Source organism: Zhouia amylolytica (assembly GCF_900116365.1).
Taxonomy (GTDB): domain Bacteria; phylum Bacteroidota; class Bacteroidia; order Flavobacteriales; family Flavobacteriaceae; genus Zhouia; species Zhouia amylolytica.
In genome coordinates this window covers 383,949-403,541 of record NZ_FPAG01000004.1, presented here as the reverse complement: position 1 = coordinate 403,541, position 19,593 = coordinate 383,949, and the positions used below count along the sequence as shown (strand labels likewise).

Sequence of the window (19,593 nt, the reverse complement as noted above, 5' to 3'; positions counted from 1 at the left end):
CTTCCATCTCTTTCAGGCTGATGTCATTCTTCTTGACAAAGAACGAAACCATACTTTTAAAGGAACCCTGAAAGTAATTGTCCATTAGCTTATTAAGCGATTGATTGCTGTACTCCTCTTTCTTTAACAGCGGATAATACACATACCCCTTCCCTTCTTTTTCATGCCCTACAAAGCCTTTGCTTTCCAGGATTCGAATAATCGTAGAAACTGTATTATAGGCGGGTTTTGGCTCCGGCAAATTCTCAATGATTGTGGCTACATTGGCTTTTTCTAAAGTCCACAGCCACTGCATGATCTCTTCCTCGGCTTTTGTTAGTTGTTTCATATCAACTAATGTTTTAGTTTATTAATACAAATATAACTAATTTTTTAGTTTAAACTAATTATTTAGTTATAAAATATATGTAACAAAGATTCTATATCTTCGTCAAACAAATAAAATAGTACATGGACATCCTCTTTTTAGCATTAGGTTTTGTATTCATAATTTTAGGCATTCTGGGTAGTTTTTTACCTGTTCTACCTGGTCCACCGTTAAGCTGGGTAGGTCTGTTATTTCTATACCTCACTAAATCTGTACCCGATAACTGGTGGGTTTTAGGCATAACACTTGTGATAGCTATCCTGATTCTTGTCTTAGACTATATTATTCCTGTCGTAGGGACCAAACGATTCGGAGGCTCCAAAGCTGGAATGATTGGTACTACTGTAGGTTTGGTGATCGCTATCATATTTCCGGTATTAGGTATATTAGGAATTATCATCTGGCCTTTTATTGGTGCATTTGTTGGCGAATTGATTAATAAGGCTGATTCTAAGAATGCCTTAAAGTCTGCTTTTGGTTCCTTTATTGGCTTTTTAACCGGTACTTTTTTGAAGTTTGCTGTGGCCATAGCCTACCTTGTTATCTTTATTAAAGTAATTATCACGAATAGTGAAGCCTTGTTTAGTTTTTGATATTTTTTGATTCAAACATAAATTACTTACTTTTAGGGAGTTTTAAATAAAAAATGAGTTTTTTTGTATCCCAAACGTACAAACAACTATGCCCCTTCCACGATTTGAAAAAAGGCACATTATCTCGATTTCTACATTTGTCCTCCTCACATGTGTAGCGTACTTTTTATATGGCATTTTCATTGAAACCATCGACAATGAGTTAGAGAAGGAATTAAACTCCACAAGTATTCAAACAATCAAAGAGTTCACCCATATAGTATATAATGATATTATTGAACTCAACAATCTGAAAAACAGACTGGAATTAACCGATGGAATGTACTATAGATACTGGAATGAAGATGCTTCTGTAATTCTAAAGCAAAACCATTCCTTTCAGTTCATCGAATGGATTGACAGTTCGATGGTCATTAAAAAAATAGTCCCTGAGAAGGGAAATGAAAAAGCACTAAATCTAGACATTTCCAAAGTAGAATACCGCGCCGATGAATGGAAAAAGCACGTTAAAGACTCCACCATCAATATAACTCCATGGGCCACTATGACGCAAGGTGGAAATGCATTTTTGGTAGATATTCCCGTATTTTTTGATGATAAGTTTCAAGGTACGATTACTGCCGGGATGGACTTTACATCTGATTTTAATTTTATTCTTGGTAGTTTAGAAGAAGAATATGCGGTATTAATAAAAGATCAGAACCAAACAACCTTCTATGAATACAACAAGCTTGAAACCAGCAGTTTTAAAGAACAGCATTTTGTAAAAAGGCTTGTAAAATTAAGTGGACTGGATAATAAAGAGTGGACCTTTTGGTTCTCTCCTCTCAACCAGCATCCCATAATTAATAAGAAGCAGATTGCGAATCTATCGCTAGCCGCAGGGCTGATGTTCTCTATATTGACCAGTCTCCTGATATACTTTTACATGTCTACCCGAAAGGAAAACAAAAAGGTCTACGAGTCTAACGAACGCCTGATTCATTTAAATCAATCTTTGCAGAAAGAAAGGTTAAAAGCTGAAAAAGCATCGAAGGCCAAAACCGAGTTTCTATCTAATATGAGTCATGAAATCCGTACTCCGCTTAATGCAATTTTAGGATTCATCGAGGTGCTCAAAGATTCCGAATTAAGTGAAAATCATAAAAAGTATTTATCCCTGATGGACCTTTCTTCAAAAAAGCTCCTGAACTTAATAAATGACATCTTAGAATTTGACCGCATAGAGTCAGGTAAAACAGTTTTAAAGGAAGATGTCTTTTCTCCTGCAGAAGAATTACAAAACATTAAAGAGCTCTACAAGCTAAGTGCCCAGGATAAAAAAATAAACCTCTCGTTACAATTCATTCGCAACAACCATCATAATGTAGTTGGTGATGCTGGTAAATTTGGGCAAATATTCACCAATCTCATCAGAAACTCAATCAAGTTCACTGATCATGGAGCAATAGAGATCATTTATGATGAACGTATAGAATTCCAAAAATTATACCTGAAAATTATAGTTAAGGACACAGGTATTGGCATCCCAAAAAATAAATTAAGTTCCATTTTCAATAGGTTTACCCAAGTTGATTCCGGAAAAACAAAAAAACATGAAGGCGGTGGAATAGGCCTAACCATCACCTACCAGTTACTAGAATTAATGAAAGGGACTATTAAAGTAAGCAGCTCGGAAAAAATAGGTTCTGAGTTTGAAGTAAAACTTCATTTCCCATTAACAAGCAAGCAACCCAAGCAGGAGGAACAGATTAACTCATCTGCACTTAATTTAAGGGATTTAAAAGTACTTATTGTCGATGACAACCAGTTAAACATAACGGTGCTGGAAAAATCGATTGAACGCTTTGGAATAAAAGATCCGGATGTAGCAAAAAATGGCCATGTTGCGATTGAAATGGCTCGATCAAATCGTTACGACCTTATCTTTATGGATATTCATATGCCGGAACTTGATGGATTTGATGCCACTCGTTTCATAAGAGAATTTGATTCTAATGTGATTATTTTTGGATTATCTGCCAATGTAACAAAGGAAGCAATTGATGAAGCTATAAGTGTTGGAATGAACGACTACATTACCAAACCGTTCTCATTGAAAAAACTCTATGTAAAACTGTATTATTATTTTGCAGAACAACATGTGATAAAATAAAAAAAGCCCTCCGCCTCGGCGGAAAAGCCTTTCATTGGTTTAACTACTAAACCTCACGCTAATGCGTGATAAACAACACAACTAAACATTAATGGGTCAAAAAAAGCTCCCAATAGTAAGAGAGCTCTTATTTATATTTTTGATGAAAAAGCTATTTTGCTTTCTCATTATTTATCGATTTCAAAATGACCGGACAGCAAATATAAAGACATTTTTATTACTGACAAATTATTTCGTCGACAATCATTTAATTGATCTTTATTTTTTAATAAACAAAAAGCCAGGTAAACCTGGTTTTTTGTTTATTCGGTATATGCTAATTTTTCTTTAGCCACCTCGGTCTTCTCTTCCTTTTTCTCATTTTTAGAATTGACTCTTGATCTAAACCATATCTTCACTTTATACACCATTAAGAACATTAACGGCACCATTATTAGAGTTAAGAAAGTAGCGACGAACAGTCCAAAAATCACCGTCCATGCCAACGGCCCCCAAAAGATCACGTTATCTCCTCCGAAATATATTTCCGGGTTGAAATTAGTGAACAAGGAGAAGAAATCAATATTGAGTCCGATTGCTAATGGGATCAAGCCAAGAATGGTTGTGATAGCAGTTAAAAGTACCGGACGAAGCCTTGCTCTACCACCATCGACAATAGCATCCTTTACCTGTTCAATATTCAACAAATCACTTTCTTCCATGCCGAGTTCATGCTTTTTTCGATCTATCAATAACTGGGTGTAATCAAGAAGAACAACCCCGTTATTCACCACAATCCCGGCTAACGATATAATTCCCATCATGGTCATCATGATCACAAAAGACCATCCCGTTGCCATTAAACCACCAAACACTCCTATTAAACTCAGGAAAATGGCAATCATTATAATGGTTGGCTTAGAGATCGAATTAAACTGAAACACCAGCAATAACATGATCAAACCTAGTCCGGCAAAAAATGCTCCGAGTAAAAACTGCATTTGTTTTTGCTGTTCTTCGATCTGACCGGTAAAATCAAATTCTATGCCCTGCGGGGTATCAAAGCTTTGCATTTCCCTTTCAATTTCAGCAACAACAGCTCCAGCATCTGTAAAACCGGGAGACAGTCCTGAATAAACAGTTACAGCACGTTTTGTGTCTCTATGTTTTATGGCACTAAAGCCTGAGGTATTCTTTTGAGTGGTTACTGCCGATACAGGAATCTCCTTGATCTGCCCGTCAGAAGGATCTCTAAAAATAATGTTCTGATTAAACAAGGCGCTTTTATTATACCTGTCTTCCTGATTGAATCTCACATTGATATCATAATCTTCTCCGGACTCCTTGTAAACTCCTGCTTTCTCACCGAATAAAGAACGTCTTAACTGATTACTCACCTGTCCGACAGAAACACCTAGTTCTCCGGCTTTTTCCCGGTCGACCATCACCTTCATTGCAGGCTTCCCTTTATTCACATCAATTTTAAGTTCTTCGATACCCGGAATATTTCGGTTATTGATAAAGTCGCGCATTTGTTCTGCTACAACAATCAATTCGTCATAATCTTCACCACTTATTTCAATATTAATAGGATATCCCACAGGAGGTCCGACCGCATCTTTTTCCACAGAAATTGCAACACCCGGATAGATTCCATGTAAAGCCTCCTGAACTTTCTTTCTTAGTTCTTCAGAGTCCTTACCATTACGAAATTTATATTCACGCATAGTAGCGGTGATCTTACTTCGATGTGGCATTTCTGCTGAGGAACCTCCATCCGTTTGTGGGTTTCCAGCTCCTTCACCTACCTGAGCAACCGCAGATTCAACCATGAAGTTATAACCTCCATTCTTATACTCATCTTCGTTAAGAACAGCATATACCCGCTTCTCTATATCCTTTGTAAGCGCATTGGTTTTATCGATATCTGTTCCCTGGGGATATTCTACATATACAATGATCTGATTTGGTTTATTGTCTGGAAAAAACTCAATTTTAGTTCTCCCACTGCGTATAGACATTCCAAACAACATAAAAACAGTTATTAGCAAAGCAAAAGTACCTATCACAAATGCACGTGGTCTCCAACCGCCGAGGGCGTATCTTAGAAAGTTTCTGTACTTGTTTTCTAACTTTACCAAGGTATTGCGTTGAAAACGATTCGCCCATTTTTTAACCACATATTTATACAACCAAAACATGCCGGCTGTAAATATCATTAACGTTCCAAACCCTCTGACAGGCCCACCAAAGATTAAGATAAATATCCCCGGAGGTATTAAAATCAGACTCAATCTAATGAGTTGTTTTTTGGTCAAAACCTTTTCTCCGATCTCCATGAATTGAGAAACCAGCATGGAATTAATGAAAATTGCTACAAAGAGTGATGAACCAAGAACTACTGACAGGGTAATCGGGAAAAATTTCATAAACTCACCCATTACCCCAGGCCACATACCCAGTGGTATAAATGCGGCAACTGTGGTAGCGGTTGAAATGATAATAGGGAATGCAATTTCACCAATTCCTTTTTTAGCCGCTTGAATTCTGGACATTCCTTCCTCTTCCATTAAACGGTACACATTTTCCACAACCACAATACCGTTATCCACCAGCATTCCCAGCCCCATGATCAATCCGAATAATATCATGGTATTTAGTGTATATCCCATTCCATTCAGTATCATGAAGGACATAAACATAGACATTGGAATTGCAAAACCAACGAATAAAGCATTTCTGAATCCAAGGAAGAACATCAGAACTCCCACAACCAAAACAATACCAAATATGATATTATTTACCAGGTCGCTAACCTGGTTTAATGTTTTTTCTGATTGGTCGCTGGTAATGGAAATTTTTAAATCGCCGGGAAAATAATCTTCTTCCGCTTTTTTAACCACCGCCTTCACCTTATCAGCAGCTTCAATCATGTTTTTACCTGCTCTTTTTTTAACATCGAGCATGACTACATTATTCCCAAACTCTCTTGCATAGGTGGTTTTCTCCTCTTCCTTAAAACTAACACGAGCAATATCTCTTAGGTATACGGCGCCATTATCTGATTTAACCACAAAATTATTCAGCTCCTTTGGGTTTTCGACCTCCCCTAAAATTCGAATGGTTCTTCGTTGCCCACTGGTAATTAAATTACCGGCAGACATGGTTACATTCCCATTGCGAATAGCATTAATAACATCGTCGAAACTTACTTTAGCCGCCATCATTTTATAGATGTCTACTGCAACCTCAACTTCTTTTTCCTGAGCTCCGCGTATATCTACCTGTTTAATTTCTTCAAGATCTTCGATCCTGTCTTCAAGATACTCTGCATATTCTTTCAACTTTTCGACAGGATAGTCTCCGGAAAAGTTCACATTCATTATTGGGAATTCTTCCGAAAAATTCAGGTCAAAAACATTGGGCTCCACTTTAGCTCCATTAAAAACCGGCCAATCTTCACTTGCTTTTTCGGTATCGACCTCATCTTTTACCTTTTGCTTAGCAGCTTCTACCGAAATTCCATCGTCGAACTCAACGGTAACAATTGCATAATCCTCCTGAGATGTAGATAAAATCTCAACAACATTACTTACGTTTTTCAAACTTTCCTCAAGCGGGTCGGTAATTAGCTTTTCAATATCCTCAGCCGTATTCCCCGGATAAGGGGTACTGATATATATCTTGGTTTCCTTTACCTCAGGGAAATCTTCTCTTGGCATTCCAAAATATGCTGAAAGTCCCAGTACCAAGAAGATAGATATCATCACATAGATCGTAGTTTTATTATCTATCGCCCACGAGGATAATCGAAATTCCTTATCTATTTTTTTATTATTATCAGCCATGGCTTATTTGTTGTCTAAAATTTTTACTTTTTGTCCTTCCTGAACACGACGTGCTCCTTCTTGTATTACTACATCCCCATTGGCAAGTCCTTCGATCACCTCTACATAATCACCCTGGGTTTTTCCAGTCTTAATTATAGCCTTATGAGCGGTTGCTACGCTATCCCCTTTTATTTCACCAACTTTATACACATATTGCTCGCCTTCAGCATTCTCTGAAATAATACTTTGCGGGATAAGAATAGCACGCTCACTGGTATAATCATTAATTTGAACTTTTGCAGTTAAATTAGGCTTGATAAGTCCTTTATGATTTGGGACAGCAACCTCTATTTTAAATGATCTGTTTGTTGGATTGATATAATTACTTACCTGGCGTACTTTTGTTTCTATCACCTCATCTCCTAACACAGGAAAAATCACTTTTACGTTTGTACTTTCTTTTATCGATGACAGGTATCGTTCCGGCACTTCAGTCTCAATATACATATTGCTCAAGTTCACAATGCGAATTAAAGGAACTCCAACATTTACAACAGATCCTTCATCCGTAATAATTTCATCGATGGTTCCTGAGAATGGAGCGACTACCCTGGTCTTAGCCAATTGGCTTTTCATTTGGGCCACGGCATTTTTAGTAGACTCATATTGTGTTTTCGCCTGTAAATACTGAATTTCAGAACCGATTTGCTGCTCCCACAATCTTTTTTGACGCTCATAGGTCGTGGCTGCTAATTCGGCCTGTACTTCCAACTGAGCTAACTGTGCTGCGAGTCCACCATCATCAATTCTGGCTAATACCTGTCCTTTTCTCACTGCTTGCCCTTCCTTAACGAGCACATCTAATAAGGTACCTGGATATTCAGCATTAATTACAATGTTTTGTTTGGTCGCCACACTACCCTGCAATTCAACATAGTGATGAAACAAGCTGTCTTTTGTGGTTAATGCTGTAACAAGTGATACTTTTGATGTTGTATCCAACTTCGAAATAGCTGCATCCAGGGTCCTTAACTCAGAGGCTAGTTCATCGTATTGAGCAACTATTTCTGATCGTTTTTCTTTAATGGCCGTTAAATCTCCTTCCGCAATAACATCGTCAGTCGATTTTTTACTACCTCCTCCACAAGAGGCTAATAAAAAGGCTACGGTTAATAGTGAATATATCTTTTTCATTGATTGTTTTGTTTGAATTCTAATTGGTATACTTATTATATTTCTATTCTTCTAATGGCACCAGATCTCCCGAATAAACAATATTATCGAGTTCAACTTTGCTATTAATTACGTCTAACATTGCCTGCAGGTAATCTTGTTGTGACGAGTATAACTGAACCTGAGCCTGACGTAATTCAAAACTAGTTGCAATTCCTTCTGTAAATTTAATCTGGTTCTTTCTTTCAATTCTTTCAGCCAGGTTGAGATTTTTTTTGGAGATGTTATATTTCTCCACAGAGAACTCATAATTACTTTGAGCATTTGCCAATTCAAGCTTTATGCGTTGTTCTACCTCGGTAAGATCAGTTTTTGACTTTTCATATTCGATTTTTGCACGTTGGGTGCGGGCGGTTCGTTCTAATGAGCTGAAAATTGGAATATTAAGGGTAAGTCCAATTAACGAACTTCCAAACCACTCCTGATCTTTATCAAAAAAGGTAAACTCATCATTGTAAGCCTGATACCCACCGTTTAAAAATCCTGATAAAGAAGGAAGTGCTCTTGACTTTTCCAATTTCACCAACAATTCCTTGGAGCGCTCATCATTCGCTGCAATTTTATAATCGATATTCTCCTCCATTGAAAAGGCTGTATCATCTTGTAACTCTATAGCAAGACTCTGAATCGTAAGATCTTCCAGTTGATCAGTTAAATCAACTTTTTCAGTAACGTCAATACCCAGGGAAAGGCTTAGAAGCTTGTAAGCTATATCTCTTAACCTTATGCTATTATTGAGTGCATTTTCGATTTCAGTTAAAGTAATCTGAAGCTGCTCTACACTTTCTTCTTCCGCCAGACCATTCTCGAATGTTTTTTGAGTCTCGAACAGGTTATTTTCGAGTGTTGCTTTGTTCTTTTCCAGAATTTTAACGCTCTCTTCTGCAACCAGCACATTTCCATATGCACTAATTACATTAGTACGTACAGCTAAATCTGTTTTTACCTTGGCATTTTTAGAAATTTCAAGAAATACCTTTGCCGACTGAAGCCCTACCAAATAAGAGCCATCGAAAATTAACTGGGATAAAGTTGCCGTAGCATTTACATTTTGCTTTGTTCCGAATACAACTTCTTCGAACTCACCTGAGTTTCCACCAAAAAATTCGGCAGGAATTAACGACACCTGTTGTTTTAAAAAGTTTTGATAATCTACAGTTGCGTCAATTTGAGGTAGTCCGATAGCAGTGGTTTCCCATTTTTGCTTTTCGGCAATTTCTATATCCCTCGTTGCATTAACCGCTGTTCGGTTATTTTCTAATGCAAACTCAACTGCTTCTTCCAAAGAAAACGTCCGTTGTTGAGCTGATACGACTACGCATATCAACAAAAAGAAATAGGTTAATTTAATTTTTATCATTGTTTTGAGTTAATTATTGAATTGAGTATTAAAAGTCCTTTTTCGGTTGCAATCCCCCTTACATAATAATCAAGGAACACTTCCATCAGATAGGGCATACTATATTGATGAGGAGGAAAAACATCTCCATTTTTTAATTCCATCATTCCATAGAAGTAAAATTTTGAAATCACATCTACATCAATATCCTTTCTAAAAAACCCTTCTTCTACACCTCGTTTAAGGTTTTCGAGGATACAACTATCCATTTGCTGATATATCTTACTTCTAAGTGCTACATGAACCTTTGGATAATATTTCTGCAATTGATAATATGGTGACGATTTTTCATCTTTTAAATTCGACAACACAAATCCCTTGATATCGTATAGTTCCTCTATAGGGTTGTTATGGAGGCCACGAATACAATTAATTCCATTGGTAATGAAATCACATCTATGCATCGTACACGCCTCAACCAGTTCGGTTTTATTTTTAAAGTGCTGATATATTGTTTTTTTTGATATCCCCATTTCATTGGCAATATCATCCATTGTCACACTTTTAAAACCGACAGTTAAAAACATGTCTGATGCCTTCTCTATAATTTTTTCTTTCATAATTGAGGGCAAATTTAGACATGGAAACTTTAAAAACAAAAAAAGTTTCCAAAGTTTTAAGGTTATTTAACATTCAATTTATCATTGAGAGTGGCGGTATAAATATTATTTTAGCCGAAAATATCTAGTATATGTCGTCAATAGCCACGTACAGAGAGGCCTTTTGTGCTTATCTCGACCAAAAAGTTGCAGTTAAGGAACCCAAAAATCTATACGAACCGATGGTTTATATTTTGAATTTGGGTGGCAAAAGGTTAAGACCAGTATTAACCTTAATGACTACTGAAGTTTTTGGAGAGGATTACACTAAGGCACTAGACGCAGCACTTGCCATCGAAATATTCCACAACTTCTCCTTGGTTCATGACGACATCATGGATGACGCTCCACTCCGAAGAGGAAAAAAGACAGTACATGAAAAATGGGACCTTAATACAGGGATACTCTCGGGAGATGTCATGCTTATCGTAGCTTATAGATTTTTTGAAAATTACCCTCCTGAAAAATTCAGAGACCTTGCTAAGCTCTTTAGTAAAACGGCTATTGAAGTTTGTGAAGGGCAACAGTATGATATTGATTTTGAAACGAGAAATGACGTCAGTGAATCGGAGTATCTGAAAATGATCACCTATAAAACCGCTGTATTAGTGGGTGCAGCGATGAAAATGGGCGCCATAGTAGCTGGTACAACGGAAGAACAAGCTCAGGCAATTTATGATTTTGGTTTAAACCTGGGGATAGCCTTCCAATTGAAAGACGATTATTTAGATGCCTTTGGAGATCCGGAAACTTTCGGGAAACAAGTTGGTGGAGACATTATCGAAAACAAGAAAACTTATTTATACATTAAAACTATAGAAAACCTTGATGATGACCGGGCTGAAGCACTAAAAACACTTTTCAACACGACTCCTGAAGATCCTGCTGAAAAGATCGACAGTGTTAAAGCTTTAATGCACAACAGTGGAGCTGTTAAACTTACCGAAGAAGCCATTGAAAAGTACACAAAAAAAGCCTTTGAGGTATTAAACACACTTGATATCCCCGTTCACAAAAAAGCTGTTCTACAAGAGTTTGGAGAACAGCTTATGGGAAGAACCGTGTAACCGTCTATCGGTTAAGATCAGTTCCAATTTTTAATCCGATAAAAAATGTTCTTGGTCTTTGAGGACCATACACATAATTTGCATCGCGATCTGCTCCCCGATCAAAGTCGGCCTGAAAGCTATTAAATATATTCTGTATCCCGCCATTAATTTGTAACTGAAAATGATTGGCTAAATCAAAGGTATAGGCGGTTCTGATATTCAGTTCAAAAAAGGAAGGCGTTTCTTCTAACCTGTCACTATCTATATAGCCAGCCATATGCGGAACATACATACCTCCAGTATACACTCCGGATATGGAGTTTTCCCATTTTTGGACAGGCTGATAATTAATCATAAAATTACCGTAAAAGTCGGGAGACTTAAAAAAGTTCTTGGCTCTTTCATCTACAACAGATTCGTCATCACTCCAACCTACTACCTCATCGTATTCCGAATTTTGCAGGGTTAAACCCGTTTGAAATGAAAGTTTGTCACTTGGGGCAAATTTCCCTTCAAAATTGACCCCATAAACATCAGCTCCGGTCGAATTTTTTTTCAAGTAAATCACCTGTCCTTCAGAGGCTTCTATACCCATAGCAATGAGCTCTTCTTCTGTAGCTTCTTCAGTAATAAAAGGATCGTTTAATCGTGTATAAAAACCTTCAACCGTGAATAAAACATCAAAATCCCTGGTAGATTTTCCAAAATCTAAAGACATTACATAACTATCCGATGTTTCTGATTTTAATCCCGGTGCAAATCGAACGAAAGAAACTTCCCCGGCAGCCAATGTAGCATGAATATCTTCGGTGAAATACTGAGGGGCCCGATATCCCTTGGCATAACTTGCACGTAATTGCATAGTCTCTTGTAAATCGTATAAAAGGTTAAACCTGGGATTTATATTGAGACTCTTTTCAGTTAAATTATGAACGTCTGCTCTCAATCCAGCCAGCACCTTTAAACGCTCTGTAAGCTGAAGCTCCTGTTGGGCATAGAAACCATAGACTCTCACCATTTGATCTATAAATGCATTATATCCGGGTTTGGCATCTTCCGTTTCCTGATACTGAAACTCAATTCCCCCGGTAAATGTCCCTTGCATTCCTAATATATCATCAAAGTCATTACTTAACTGTCCTCCTCCCAAAAGGCTTATATTCTCAGAATTCCCATAGCCTTTAACACTCTCTTCCAAAGAATCTCCCTTACCTCCATAGAAATTATCATTTTTAGAATGCTGTCCAGACACATAAAATGAAGTTTTAAGTTTATTATCCGGACTGAATAAATCATAGTTAAGAGCGCCCCCTGCCACAGAAGACACTATCTGTTCGGTTATATCAGACTCAAAAGGCTGAAGATGCAACTTATTTCCACCTCGCCTGAATTCAGAAATAGTGAAAAAATCTGCGCTTAATTTACTATACTTCCCAGGCTTATAATACCCGTTAAAACCCAGAGTTTTATTTTCTAATTCAGTTAATTCGGTAAAACCATCATGATCCTTATCGTAAGGATTTCTATCTCTGTACATCCCATAGAAGGTTATTCCGGAAGCATAATCTTTTTCATTGACAATCGAACCATTTAAAGTTAACGATTTATCAGGAGCTTCACCGTCGATAAACCCGACATTAGAGGCTACTTCAAACATATTCTCAATTGGCTCTTTTGTAATTATATTTATGGTTCCTGCAATGGCATTAGAACCATACAATGCTGACCCTCCACCTCGAACAACTTCAATTCGATCTACAATGTTTGCCGGTATTTGCTCTAAACCGTAAACACCATTTAATGAGCTGAACATTGGCTTACTATTTATAAGTATTTGCGAATAGGCTCCATTCAAACCATTCATCCGAACTTGTGAATACCCACAGTTCTGACAGTTAGTTTCCATTCTTAATCCAGGCTGAAAATTCAATCCCTCTGAAAGTGAAATGGCCTGGGTTGCTTTAAAGACCTCTTCACTGGTTACAGACACAATCACCGGAGCCTCTCTTCTATTTTGCTCATTTCGGGAACCAGACACCACTACCTGATCAAGTCCCAATGCGTCTTCTTTGAGATAAAATTCTAAATCGAGTGTTTCATCCTTAATCACCTTAACCTTTTTTGTGATCTTTTTAAACCCTATACTTGAAACCACTAACTCATAATCTCCAACCGGTACTGCAAATTCAAAGGCACCCAAATCATCTGTTACGGCACCAACATTTATTTCAGGTAAGTATACGTTGGCAAATTCAACCGCGTGCCCATCATGCTTTACAATACCTTTCACTCTTCCCTTTTCTTGTGAGAATACCAGACTGCAACTCATCAATACTAAACCCAAAACTAACAACTTAGGTGGCATCTAATTTAAATTTTTAATTAGGTAAAATTATTTTTAGGCAAATCTAAAAATTTGTTTTTGTAAATAAAAATGTATTTTTGCCTAAACTTAAAAGTATAATGACTCGTTCTGAAGAAAATTACTTAAAAGCCATTTTTCACTTGTCAAATAATGGTGTGGGGGTCGTTGCGACGAATGCCATTGCCGACCAAATGGACACCAAAGCTTCATCTGTAACAGACATGGTGAAACGATTGTCTGAAAAAGACCTTGTGAAATACATTAAATATAAAGGCGTGGAACTCACGGCGCCCGGAAAACTTCATGCCGCAAAAGTGATCAGAAAACATCGGCTTTGGGAAGTGTTTCTCGTTGAAAAATTACATTTCAATTGGGATGAAGTCCATGAAGTTGCAGAACAACTTGAGCACATTAAGTCAGAAAAGTTGGTAGAGGAACTCGATTCATTCTTAGAATATCCAAAAGTAGATCCACATGGCGATCCAATTCCCGATAAACATGGTAATATTCAAAAACTAGACAAAGTACTTCTCGCATCGTGTAAAGCTGAGGAATCTGGAGTCTTTGTCGGGGTTGAAAACTCTTCTTCTGAGTTTTTGCAATATCTGGATAAACTGAAATTATCCCTGGGAGACATCATCGAAATCATCGAAAAAGAAGCCTTTGATAACTCTATGCAAATAAGAGTTAATCAAGAACAGATCAACATATCAGCTTTAACAGCAAATAACATTTACATTAAGAAAAACAAATAATATAATGTTTAAAGAAATAATTTCATTCTTTGAGTCGATTGACCCTGTTTGGGGAGCCTTATTAGCAACTTCTTTTACCTGGTTTTTAACCGCTCTTGGAGCCTCGTTCGTCTTCTTTTTCAAAACAATGAAAAGAAGTGTTCTGGATGGAATGCTAGGATTCACTGGAGGAGTAATGGTAGCTGCAAGTTTTTGGAGTCTCTTAGCTCCTGCCATTGAAATGAGTGAAGGAGAAGGTTTCAAAAAAGTACTTCCTTCTGTTGTGGGCTTTGGATTGGGCGCTCTTTTCCTGTTTGTTCTGGATAAGTTCCTTCCCCATCTTCACATAAATTTTAAACCCAGTGACAAAGAAGGCATTGATACAGGCTGGCATCGTACCACTTTACTGGTACTGGCTATCACCTTACACAATATTCCTGAAGGCTTAGCTGTAGGTGTATTATTCGGCGGAGTGGCGGCAGGAATTCCTGAAGCATCAATTGCGGGCGCAGTGGTATTAGCCATGGGTATAGGAATACAGAACTTTCCGGAAGGTATTGCTGTTTCCATGCCTTTAAGAAGACAGGGACTCAGCAGGCGCAAAAGCTTTTGGTATGGTCAGTTATCAGCTATTGTAGAGCCCATTGCCGGGGTTATCGGTGCGGTAGCAGTCACTTTCTTCACACCTGCTTTACCTTATGCATTAGCATTTGCCGCGGGAGCCATGATTTATGTAGTGGTGGAAGAAGTAATACCGGAAACGCAGCAAGATAAATTTACCGATATAGCAACTTTAGGGTTTATTGGTGGTTTTCTGGTGATGATGACATTAGATGTTGCTTTGGGATAGTCATTGCATCCATAATTATAAATTATTGTTGATTGGTTAGGTATTATTCGCTAAGTTTAATACCTAAAACTTATCAAATGCGCAATCTTATCCTTGGCTTTTTAACGCTATTTTCAATTTTGCACCTGGGTGCTCAGAATCAGAAAAAAGCATTCTCATATTTAGATGTCTATGAAATAGAGTATGCCTCTGATCCACAAATTTCTCCAGATGGAAAAACCATCGTATATCAAAGGGTAGGCTTTGACATCATGCAAGACAGATCATTTGGAAACCTATGGATCCTTAATATCGATGGAACCGGGCATACAAAACTAACTTCTCGCGAAACATCAGAGTCAACTCCGAGATGGTCGCCAGATGGCGAAAAGATTGCTTTTGTGAGTAGTTCTGATGAAGGCGCGGAAATTTACATCTACTGGATTAAGACAGGGCAATTTGCCAAAATATCCCAATTAGAAAAAAGCCCATCCTCTATAAGCTGGTCTCCTGACGGAGAATGGATTGCTTTTTCAATGAACATAGCAGAAAAAGCTCCTGTAATTGCCAAAATGCCGCCTAAACCCGAAGGCGCCAAATGGTCGGGAGCTCCCAGAATCACTGACAGGCTAAAGCACGAGGCTGATGGTAGAGGTTATATTAAACCCGGGTACAATCACATCTTTTTATTACCAGCTGATGGCGGTTCTGCCAGACAGCTGACCCATGGTAATTACAATCACAGTGGTAACATTTCATGGTCTCCTGATGGTAAACTCATTTATTTTTCAGGCAATAGAAATGATGATTGGGAATATGATTTTAGAAATAGTGAAATTTATAGTGTTCATACGGAAACCACAGAGATAAAATCATTGACTTCCAGAAAAGGACCCGACTATCATCCGGTAGCCTCCCCCGATGGAAAGCATATTGCCTATATCAGTAATGATGACAAAATTCAGGCTTATCAAAACAGAACCCTACATATTATGGGTGCTGATGGTTCCAATAAAAAAGAATTAACAGCAACTCTTGACCGAAGTGTTTCAAATATACAGTGGAACCAAAACGGGAAAGGAATTTATTTCACTTATGACGACAAAGGCAATTCCAAAATAGGTTACGTCGGACTCAATGGAAATATTAAAAAAATTGCGGATAATTTAGGAGGCACCACTGTCGGAAGACCCTACCCAAGCGGTTCGTATTCTATTTCTGACAAGGGAGTAATTGCCTATACACGAACCACTCCTTACGATCCGGCAGCCATTGCGGTTATAAAAGGTAAATCTTCAGAAGTTATTACCAAACTTAATGACGACCTTTTAGCTTACAGAGACCTGGGAAAAGTAGAAGAAGTATGGTACAAATCGTCAGTGGATAACCGAGATGTTCAAGGATGGATTGTTTATCCTCCAAACTATGAAAAAGGAAAAAAATACCCGCTATTGGTGGAAAACCATGGCGGTCCAATTCTCAATTATGGTGATCGATTCTCTACCGAAATGCAATTGTATGCAGCGCAGGGTTACTTAGTCTTTTATCCAAACCCAAGAGGAAGCACCAGCTATGGAGAAGAGTTCGCTAACCTTTTGTATAACAATTATCCGGGAGAAGATTATAATGATGTAATGGATGGTGTAGATCATTTAATAGACCAGGGAATTGTTGATGTCAATAATATGTTTGTAACCGGCGGAAGTGCAGGCGGCATAATGACCGCATGGATTATTGGGAAAAATAACCGATTTAATGCTGCCGTAGTTGCAAAGCCCGTAATTAACTGGATCAGCAAAACTTTGGTAGCAGATAATTATTACGGATATGCCCACTACAGATACCCCGGACAACCCTGGGAGAATGTTGAAGGGTACTGGAAGTTTTCTCCGCTGTCGTTAGTTGCCAATGTAGAAACACCGACAATGGTAATGGTAGGAATGAACGATCTAAGAACCCCTCCCAGCGAAGCAAAGCAATATTACCACGCATTAAAATTACGTAAGAAAGAAACTGTATTAGTTGAAATACCAGGCGCAAGTCATAATATTGCGGGAAGACCAAGCAATCTTATTACCAAGATTGCACATACAATAGCATGGTTTGAAAAATATAAAAAATAACCCCACCTAAGAAGGGCGGGGTTTGCTAAATCAAAACGTGTTATTAACTAGTAATTTGAATCTAAACATATATACGGTGAAGAAAACTATTTGGATTACATCTACAGCAAGAAAAATCGATTTTACTGAAATTGAGGCTGCCACTATGCTTTTAATGAAATGGGGATTTGATTATAAAATCAGTAAAACCATTGGTTTGGAAAATCATCAATTCGCGGGGACTGATGAAGAAAGAGCTTCAGAATTTCAGTATGCAATGGATCATCCGGAGATTGATGCTATCTGGTGTGCCAGAGGAGGCTATGGAACTGTAAGAATTATTGACAAACTAGACTTTTCTCATTTTAAAAAGAATCCAAAACCTATTATTGGCTATTCTGACGTTACCGTACTACATTCTCACCTTCACACTTTGGGGCTAACAAGTATTCATGCCACTATGCCCATTAATATTGAAAAGAACACCAAGGAGGCGTTACAGTCATTAAAAATGGCATTGTTAGGAGATAAGCTTGATTATAAAATAAAATCCTCAGCTGAGAACAAAGGCGGGGTTGCACAAGGACAATTAGTCGGAGGTAACCTAAGTATACTATATAGCCTGTTAGGATCCGAATCTTCAATTCAGACTGCTAATAAAATACTTTTTATTGAAGATCTGGACGAATACCTGTATCACATAGACCGCATGTTTATCAACTTAAAACGAAATGGCTATTTTGATCAACTGTCCGGGTTGATTGTTGGCGCTTTTACTGACATTAAAGACAACACCACTCCGTATGGAAAAACAGTAAAAGAAATCATTCTGGATGTTACATCAACATATAACTTCCCTATTGTTTTTGATTTCCCTGCCGGACACATCGAAGACAATAAAACACTTCTTATTGGTAAAGAGGTCCTACTAACTGTTAAAAAAGATCATTCCAGATTGGAATTTTTATAATGGCGACACACAATGATCTTGGCAAAAAAGGAGAGCAATTAGCAGCTGAATATCTTACTAAAAAAGGATATGAAGTTCTCGAAAGAAATTATAGATTTCAAAAAGCCGAAATTGACCTGATCGCAATAAAAGAAAACACCTTATGTGTAATTGAAGTAAAGGCACGTTCAACGAACGTTTTTCAGAACCCCGAAGACGCAATTACGCAGAAAAAGATAAAATTATTGGTTAAAGCCATCGATAATTACGTTTACGAAAACGATTTAGATGTTGAGGTACGATTCGACATCATCACCATTCTAAAAACCTCTGAAAGCCTTACTATACAACACTTTGAAGACGCTTTTTACCATTTCTAAATTTGTTTTATTTAAAACAAATCGTTTATTTTTTTGTTTTTATTTCATTACTCTTTAATTTTATCACACCATTAACCAATTTATAACAAAGTGTCAAAATGAAGACAATTTCATCGGTAGTAGAAGAGTATATTAAGGCCAAGCCTTTCTTGCAAAGTGCATTGGCACAAGGAATTATCAATCTAACTTCATTATCCAGGGAAATTAAACCGGATATCGAAGATCAGTTAGGAAAAGAAGTAAGAAATGGTGCTATTGTTATGGCTCTAAAAAGGTTATCCGCCGACCTTGAATTCAGAGCTACTCACCGCATTTTAAAGGTACTGAAGAACATTGGAGAGATCACAGTAAGATCCTCTTTAACAGACTACACTTTTTTAGTTTCCGACACCATCTTAAACAAGCAAGCCAAGTTGATGCAGGAAATCAACAACAATCAGGATGTTTTCTATACTTCTTCCAGAGGAGTAAATGAAACCAACATTGTTGTCAGCAACAGTATGGATAAACTTGTTGAAGAAATTTTCAAGGATGAAAAAACAACTCAGAAAGTAGACAACCTTTCATCAATAAGCGTAAAGCTTCCTGAAGAAAATGTAATTATACCTGGTATTTACTATTTCATTTTCCAAAGACTTGCCTGGGAGGGTATTGTGTTACACGAGGTGATATCAACAACCAATGAATTTACAATTATTGTAGGTGAAGATCAGGTCGATAAAGCCTTTAAGGTTATTAAGGACCTCAAAATGTTATAGAAGATGAGAAACCGACGGGCCTTTTGGAAATACTACAAAGATGTAACTATTTTCAATTTGGTCTTCTCAATTATCTTTGGCATTATTTCAAACTATTTCTGGGGACTTATTTCATTCTGTTCACTGGGTATAATTATTGGCTTATTAGGGTTTCAATATTTTAAAAAACAGGAGTATTACTTATACCTTAATCTGGGCTACACCAAACTTAGTCTCATAAAAAATACGTTTGTATTAAATAGTATTATTACTATCTCCATGAGCATCCTAAT

The 19,593-nt window shown here is 37.4% G+C and carries 15 protein-coding genes; 9 read left to right on the top strand and 6 right to left on the bottom strand.

Annotated elements, in window-relative coordinates; translation table 11 throughout:
* Positions 1–328 (bottom strand): BlaI/MecI/CopY family transcriptional regulator (locus tag BM361_RS08725; RefSeq protein WP_074978241.1); only part of this gene is annotated, 328 nt, incomplete at its 3' end.
* Between the two features lie 122 nt (positions 329–450).
* Here BM361_RS08725 and BM361_RS08720 point away from each other — a divergent pair.
* Both BM361_RS08720 and BM361_RS08715 read left to right on the top strand, forming a co-directional pair.
* Positions 451–960: a DUF456 domain-containing protein gene (locus tag BM361_RS08720; protein ID WP_038267079.1), complete on the top strand. Its 510-nt coding sequence runs from the start codon at positions 451–453 to the stop codon at positions 958–960.
* An 88-nt stretch (positions 961–1,048) separates the two neighbouring features.
* Positions 1,049–3,115 (top strand): response regulator, encoded by a 2,067-nt coding sequence (locus BM361_RS08715; RefSeq protein WP_051413545.1) that lies wholly within the window; start codon positions 1,049–1,051, stop codon positions 3,113–3,115.
* Positions 3,116–3,417: 302 nt separating this feature from the next.
* On the opposite strand, the gene BM361_RS08710 is transcribed toward BM361_RS08715, so the two are convergent.
* From BM361_RS08710 to BM361_RS08695, 4 genes are read right to left on the bottom strand one after another with little or no spacing between them, the layout of a single operon-like run.
* Complete coding sequence (locus tag BM361_RS08710) at positions 3,418–6,942, bottom strand: efflux RND transporter permease subunit (protein ID WP_074978239.1); 3,525 nt, start codon at positions 6,940–6,942, stop codon at positions 3,418–3,420.
* A 3-nt stretch (positions 6,943–6,945) separates the two neighbouring features.
* The gene (locus tag BM361_RS08705) at positions 6,946–8,118 is read right to left on the bottom strand and encodes an efflux RND transporter periplasmic adaptor subunit (protein ID WP_038267087.1); all 1,173 of its coding nucleotides are present in this window, start codon (positions 8,116–8,118) and stop codon (positions 6,946–6,948) included.
* A gap of 43 nt (positions 8,119–8,161) precedes the next feature.
* Positions 8,162–9,517: a TolC family protein gene (locus BM361_RS08700; RefSeq protein ID WP_051413546.1), complete on the bottom strand. Its 1,356-nt coding sequence runs from the start codon at positions 9,515–9,517 to the stop codon at positions 8,162–8,164.
* Positions 9,514–10,116 carry a TetR/AcrR family transcriptional regulator gene (locus tag BM361_RS08695; protein WP_038267088.1) on the bottom strand — a complete coding sequence of 201 codons (603 nt, stop codon included), beginning with the start codon at positions 10,114–10,116 and terminating at the stop codon, positions 9,514–9,516. Before BM361_RS08695 ends, BM361_RS08700 begins: the two co-directional genes overlap by 4 nt.
* Positions 10,117–10,247: 131 nt before the next feature.
* On the opposite strand from BM361_RS08695, the gene BM361_RS08690 reads away from it, so the two are divergent.
* Complete coding sequence (locus tag BM361_RS08690) at positions 10,248–11,222, top strand: polyprenyl synthetase family protein (RefSeq protein WP_074978237.1); 975 nt, start codon at positions 10,248–10,250, stop codon at positions 11,220–11,222.
* 4 nt (positions 11,223–11,226) lie between these two features.
* Here BM361_RS08690 and BM361_RS08685 read toward each other — a convergent pair whose 3' ends face one another.
* Entirely contained in the window at positions 11,227–13,569 is a 2,343-nt protein-coding gene (locus BM361_RS08685) for a TonB-dependent receptor (RefSeq protein WP_074978236.1), read from the bottom strand.
* 98 nt (positions 13,570–13,667) lie between these two features.
* Between BM361_RS08685 and BM361_RS08680 the strand changes: the two genes are divergently transcribed.
* The 6 genes from BM361_RS08680 to BM361_RS08655 all read left to right on the top strand — a co-directional run bounded on the left by BM361_RS08680 (position 13,668) and on the right by BM361_RS08655 (position 19,321).
* The gene (locus tag BM361_RS08680) at positions 13,668–14,324 is read left to right on the top strand and encodes a metal-dependent transcriptional regulator (RefSeq protein ID WP_175496558.1); all 657 of its coding nucleotides are present in this window, start codon (positions 13,668–13,670) and stop codon (positions 14,322–14,324) included.
* Positions 14,325–14,328: 4 nt separating this feature from the next.
* Entirely contained in the window at positions 14,329–15,153 is an 825-nt protein-coding gene (locus BM361_RS08675) for a ZIP family metal transporter (RefSeq protein WP_038267096.1), read from the top strand.
* Positions 15,154–15,230: 77 nt separating this feature from the next.
* Positions 15,231–17,255: an alpha/beta hydrolase family protein gene (locus BM361_RS08670; protein ID WP_074978234.1), complete on the top strand. Its 2,025-nt coding sequence runs from the start codon at positions 15,231–15,233 to the stop codon at positions 17,253–17,255.
* A 76-nt stretch (positions 17,256–17,331) separates the two neighbouring features.
* Positions 17,332–18,204, top strand: coding sequence for a S66 peptidase family protein (locus tag BM361_RS08665; protein ID WP_254785767.1), 873 nt, complete (start codon positions 17,332–17,334; stop codon positions 18,202–18,204).
* Positions 18,204–18,563 carry a YraN family protein gene (locus tag BM361_RS08660; RefSeq protein WP_074978231.1) on the top strand — a complete coding sequence of 120 codons (360 nt, stop codon included), beginning with the start codon at positions 18,204–18,206 and terminating at the stop codon, positions 18,561–18,563. The genes BM361_RS08665 and BM361_RS08660 overlap by 1 nt, the downstream gene beginning before the upstream one ends.
* A gap of 98 nt (positions 18,564–18,661) precedes the next feature.
* Positions 18,662–19,321, top strand: coding sequence for an aspartate kinase (locus tag BM361_RS08655; RefSeq protein ID WP_038267104.1), 660 nt, complete (start codon positions 18,662–18,664; stop codon positions 19,319–19,321).
* The last annotated feature ends 272 nt before the right edge of the window (positions 19,322–19,593 follow it).

Coding starts and splice junctions, on each gene's coding strand:
- BM361_RS08720 (WP_038267079.1), top strand. CDS start 451: ATGGACATCCTCTTTTTAGCATTAGGTTTTGTATTCATAATTTTAGGC.
- BM361_RS08715 (WP_051413545.1), top strand. CDS start 1,049: ATGCCCCTTCCACGATTTGAAAAAAGGCACATTATCTCGATTTCTACA.
- BM361_RS08710 (WP_074978239.1), bottom strand. CDS start 6,942: ATGGCTGATAATAATAAAAAAATAGATAAGGAATTTCGATTATCCTCG.
- BM361_RS08705 (WP_038267087.1), bottom strand. CDS start 8,118: ATGAAAAAGATATATTCACTATTAACCGTAGCCTTTTTATTAGCCTCT.
- BM361_RS08700 (WP_051413546.1), bottom strand. CDS start 9,517: ATGATAAAAATTAAATTAACCTATTTCTTTTTGTTGATATGCGTAGTC.
- BM361_RS08695 (WP_038267088.1), bottom strand. CDS start 10,116: ATGAAAGAAAAAATTATAGAGAAGGCATCAGACATGTTTTTAACTGTC.
- BM361_RS08690 (WP_074978237.1), top strand. CDS start 10,248: ATGTCGTCAATAGCCACGTACAGAGAGGCCTTTTGTGCTTATCTCGAC.
- BM361_RS08685 (WP_074978236.1), bottom strand. CDS start 13,569: ATGCCACCTAAGTTGTTAGTTTTGGGTTTAGTATTGATGAGTTGCAGT.
- BM361_RS08680 (WP_175496558.1), top strand. CDS start 13,668: ATGACTCGTTCTGAAGAAAATTACTTAAAAGCCATTTTTCACTTGTCA.
- BM361_RS08675 (WP_038267096.1), top strand. CDS start 14,329: ATGTTTAAAGAAATAATTTCATTCTTTGAGTCGATTGACCCTGTTTGG.
- BM361_RS08670 (WP_074978234.1), top strand. CDS start 15,231: ATGCGCAATCTTATCCTTGGCTTTTTAACGCTATTTTCAATTTTGCAC.
- BM361_RS08660 (WP_074978231.1), top strand. CDS start 18,204: ATGGCGACACACAATGATCTTGGCAAAAAAGGAGAGCAATTAGCAGCT.
- BM361_RS08655 (WP_038267104.1), top strand. CDS start 18,662: ATGAAGACAATTTCATCGGTAGTAGAAGAGTATATTAAGGCCAAGCCT.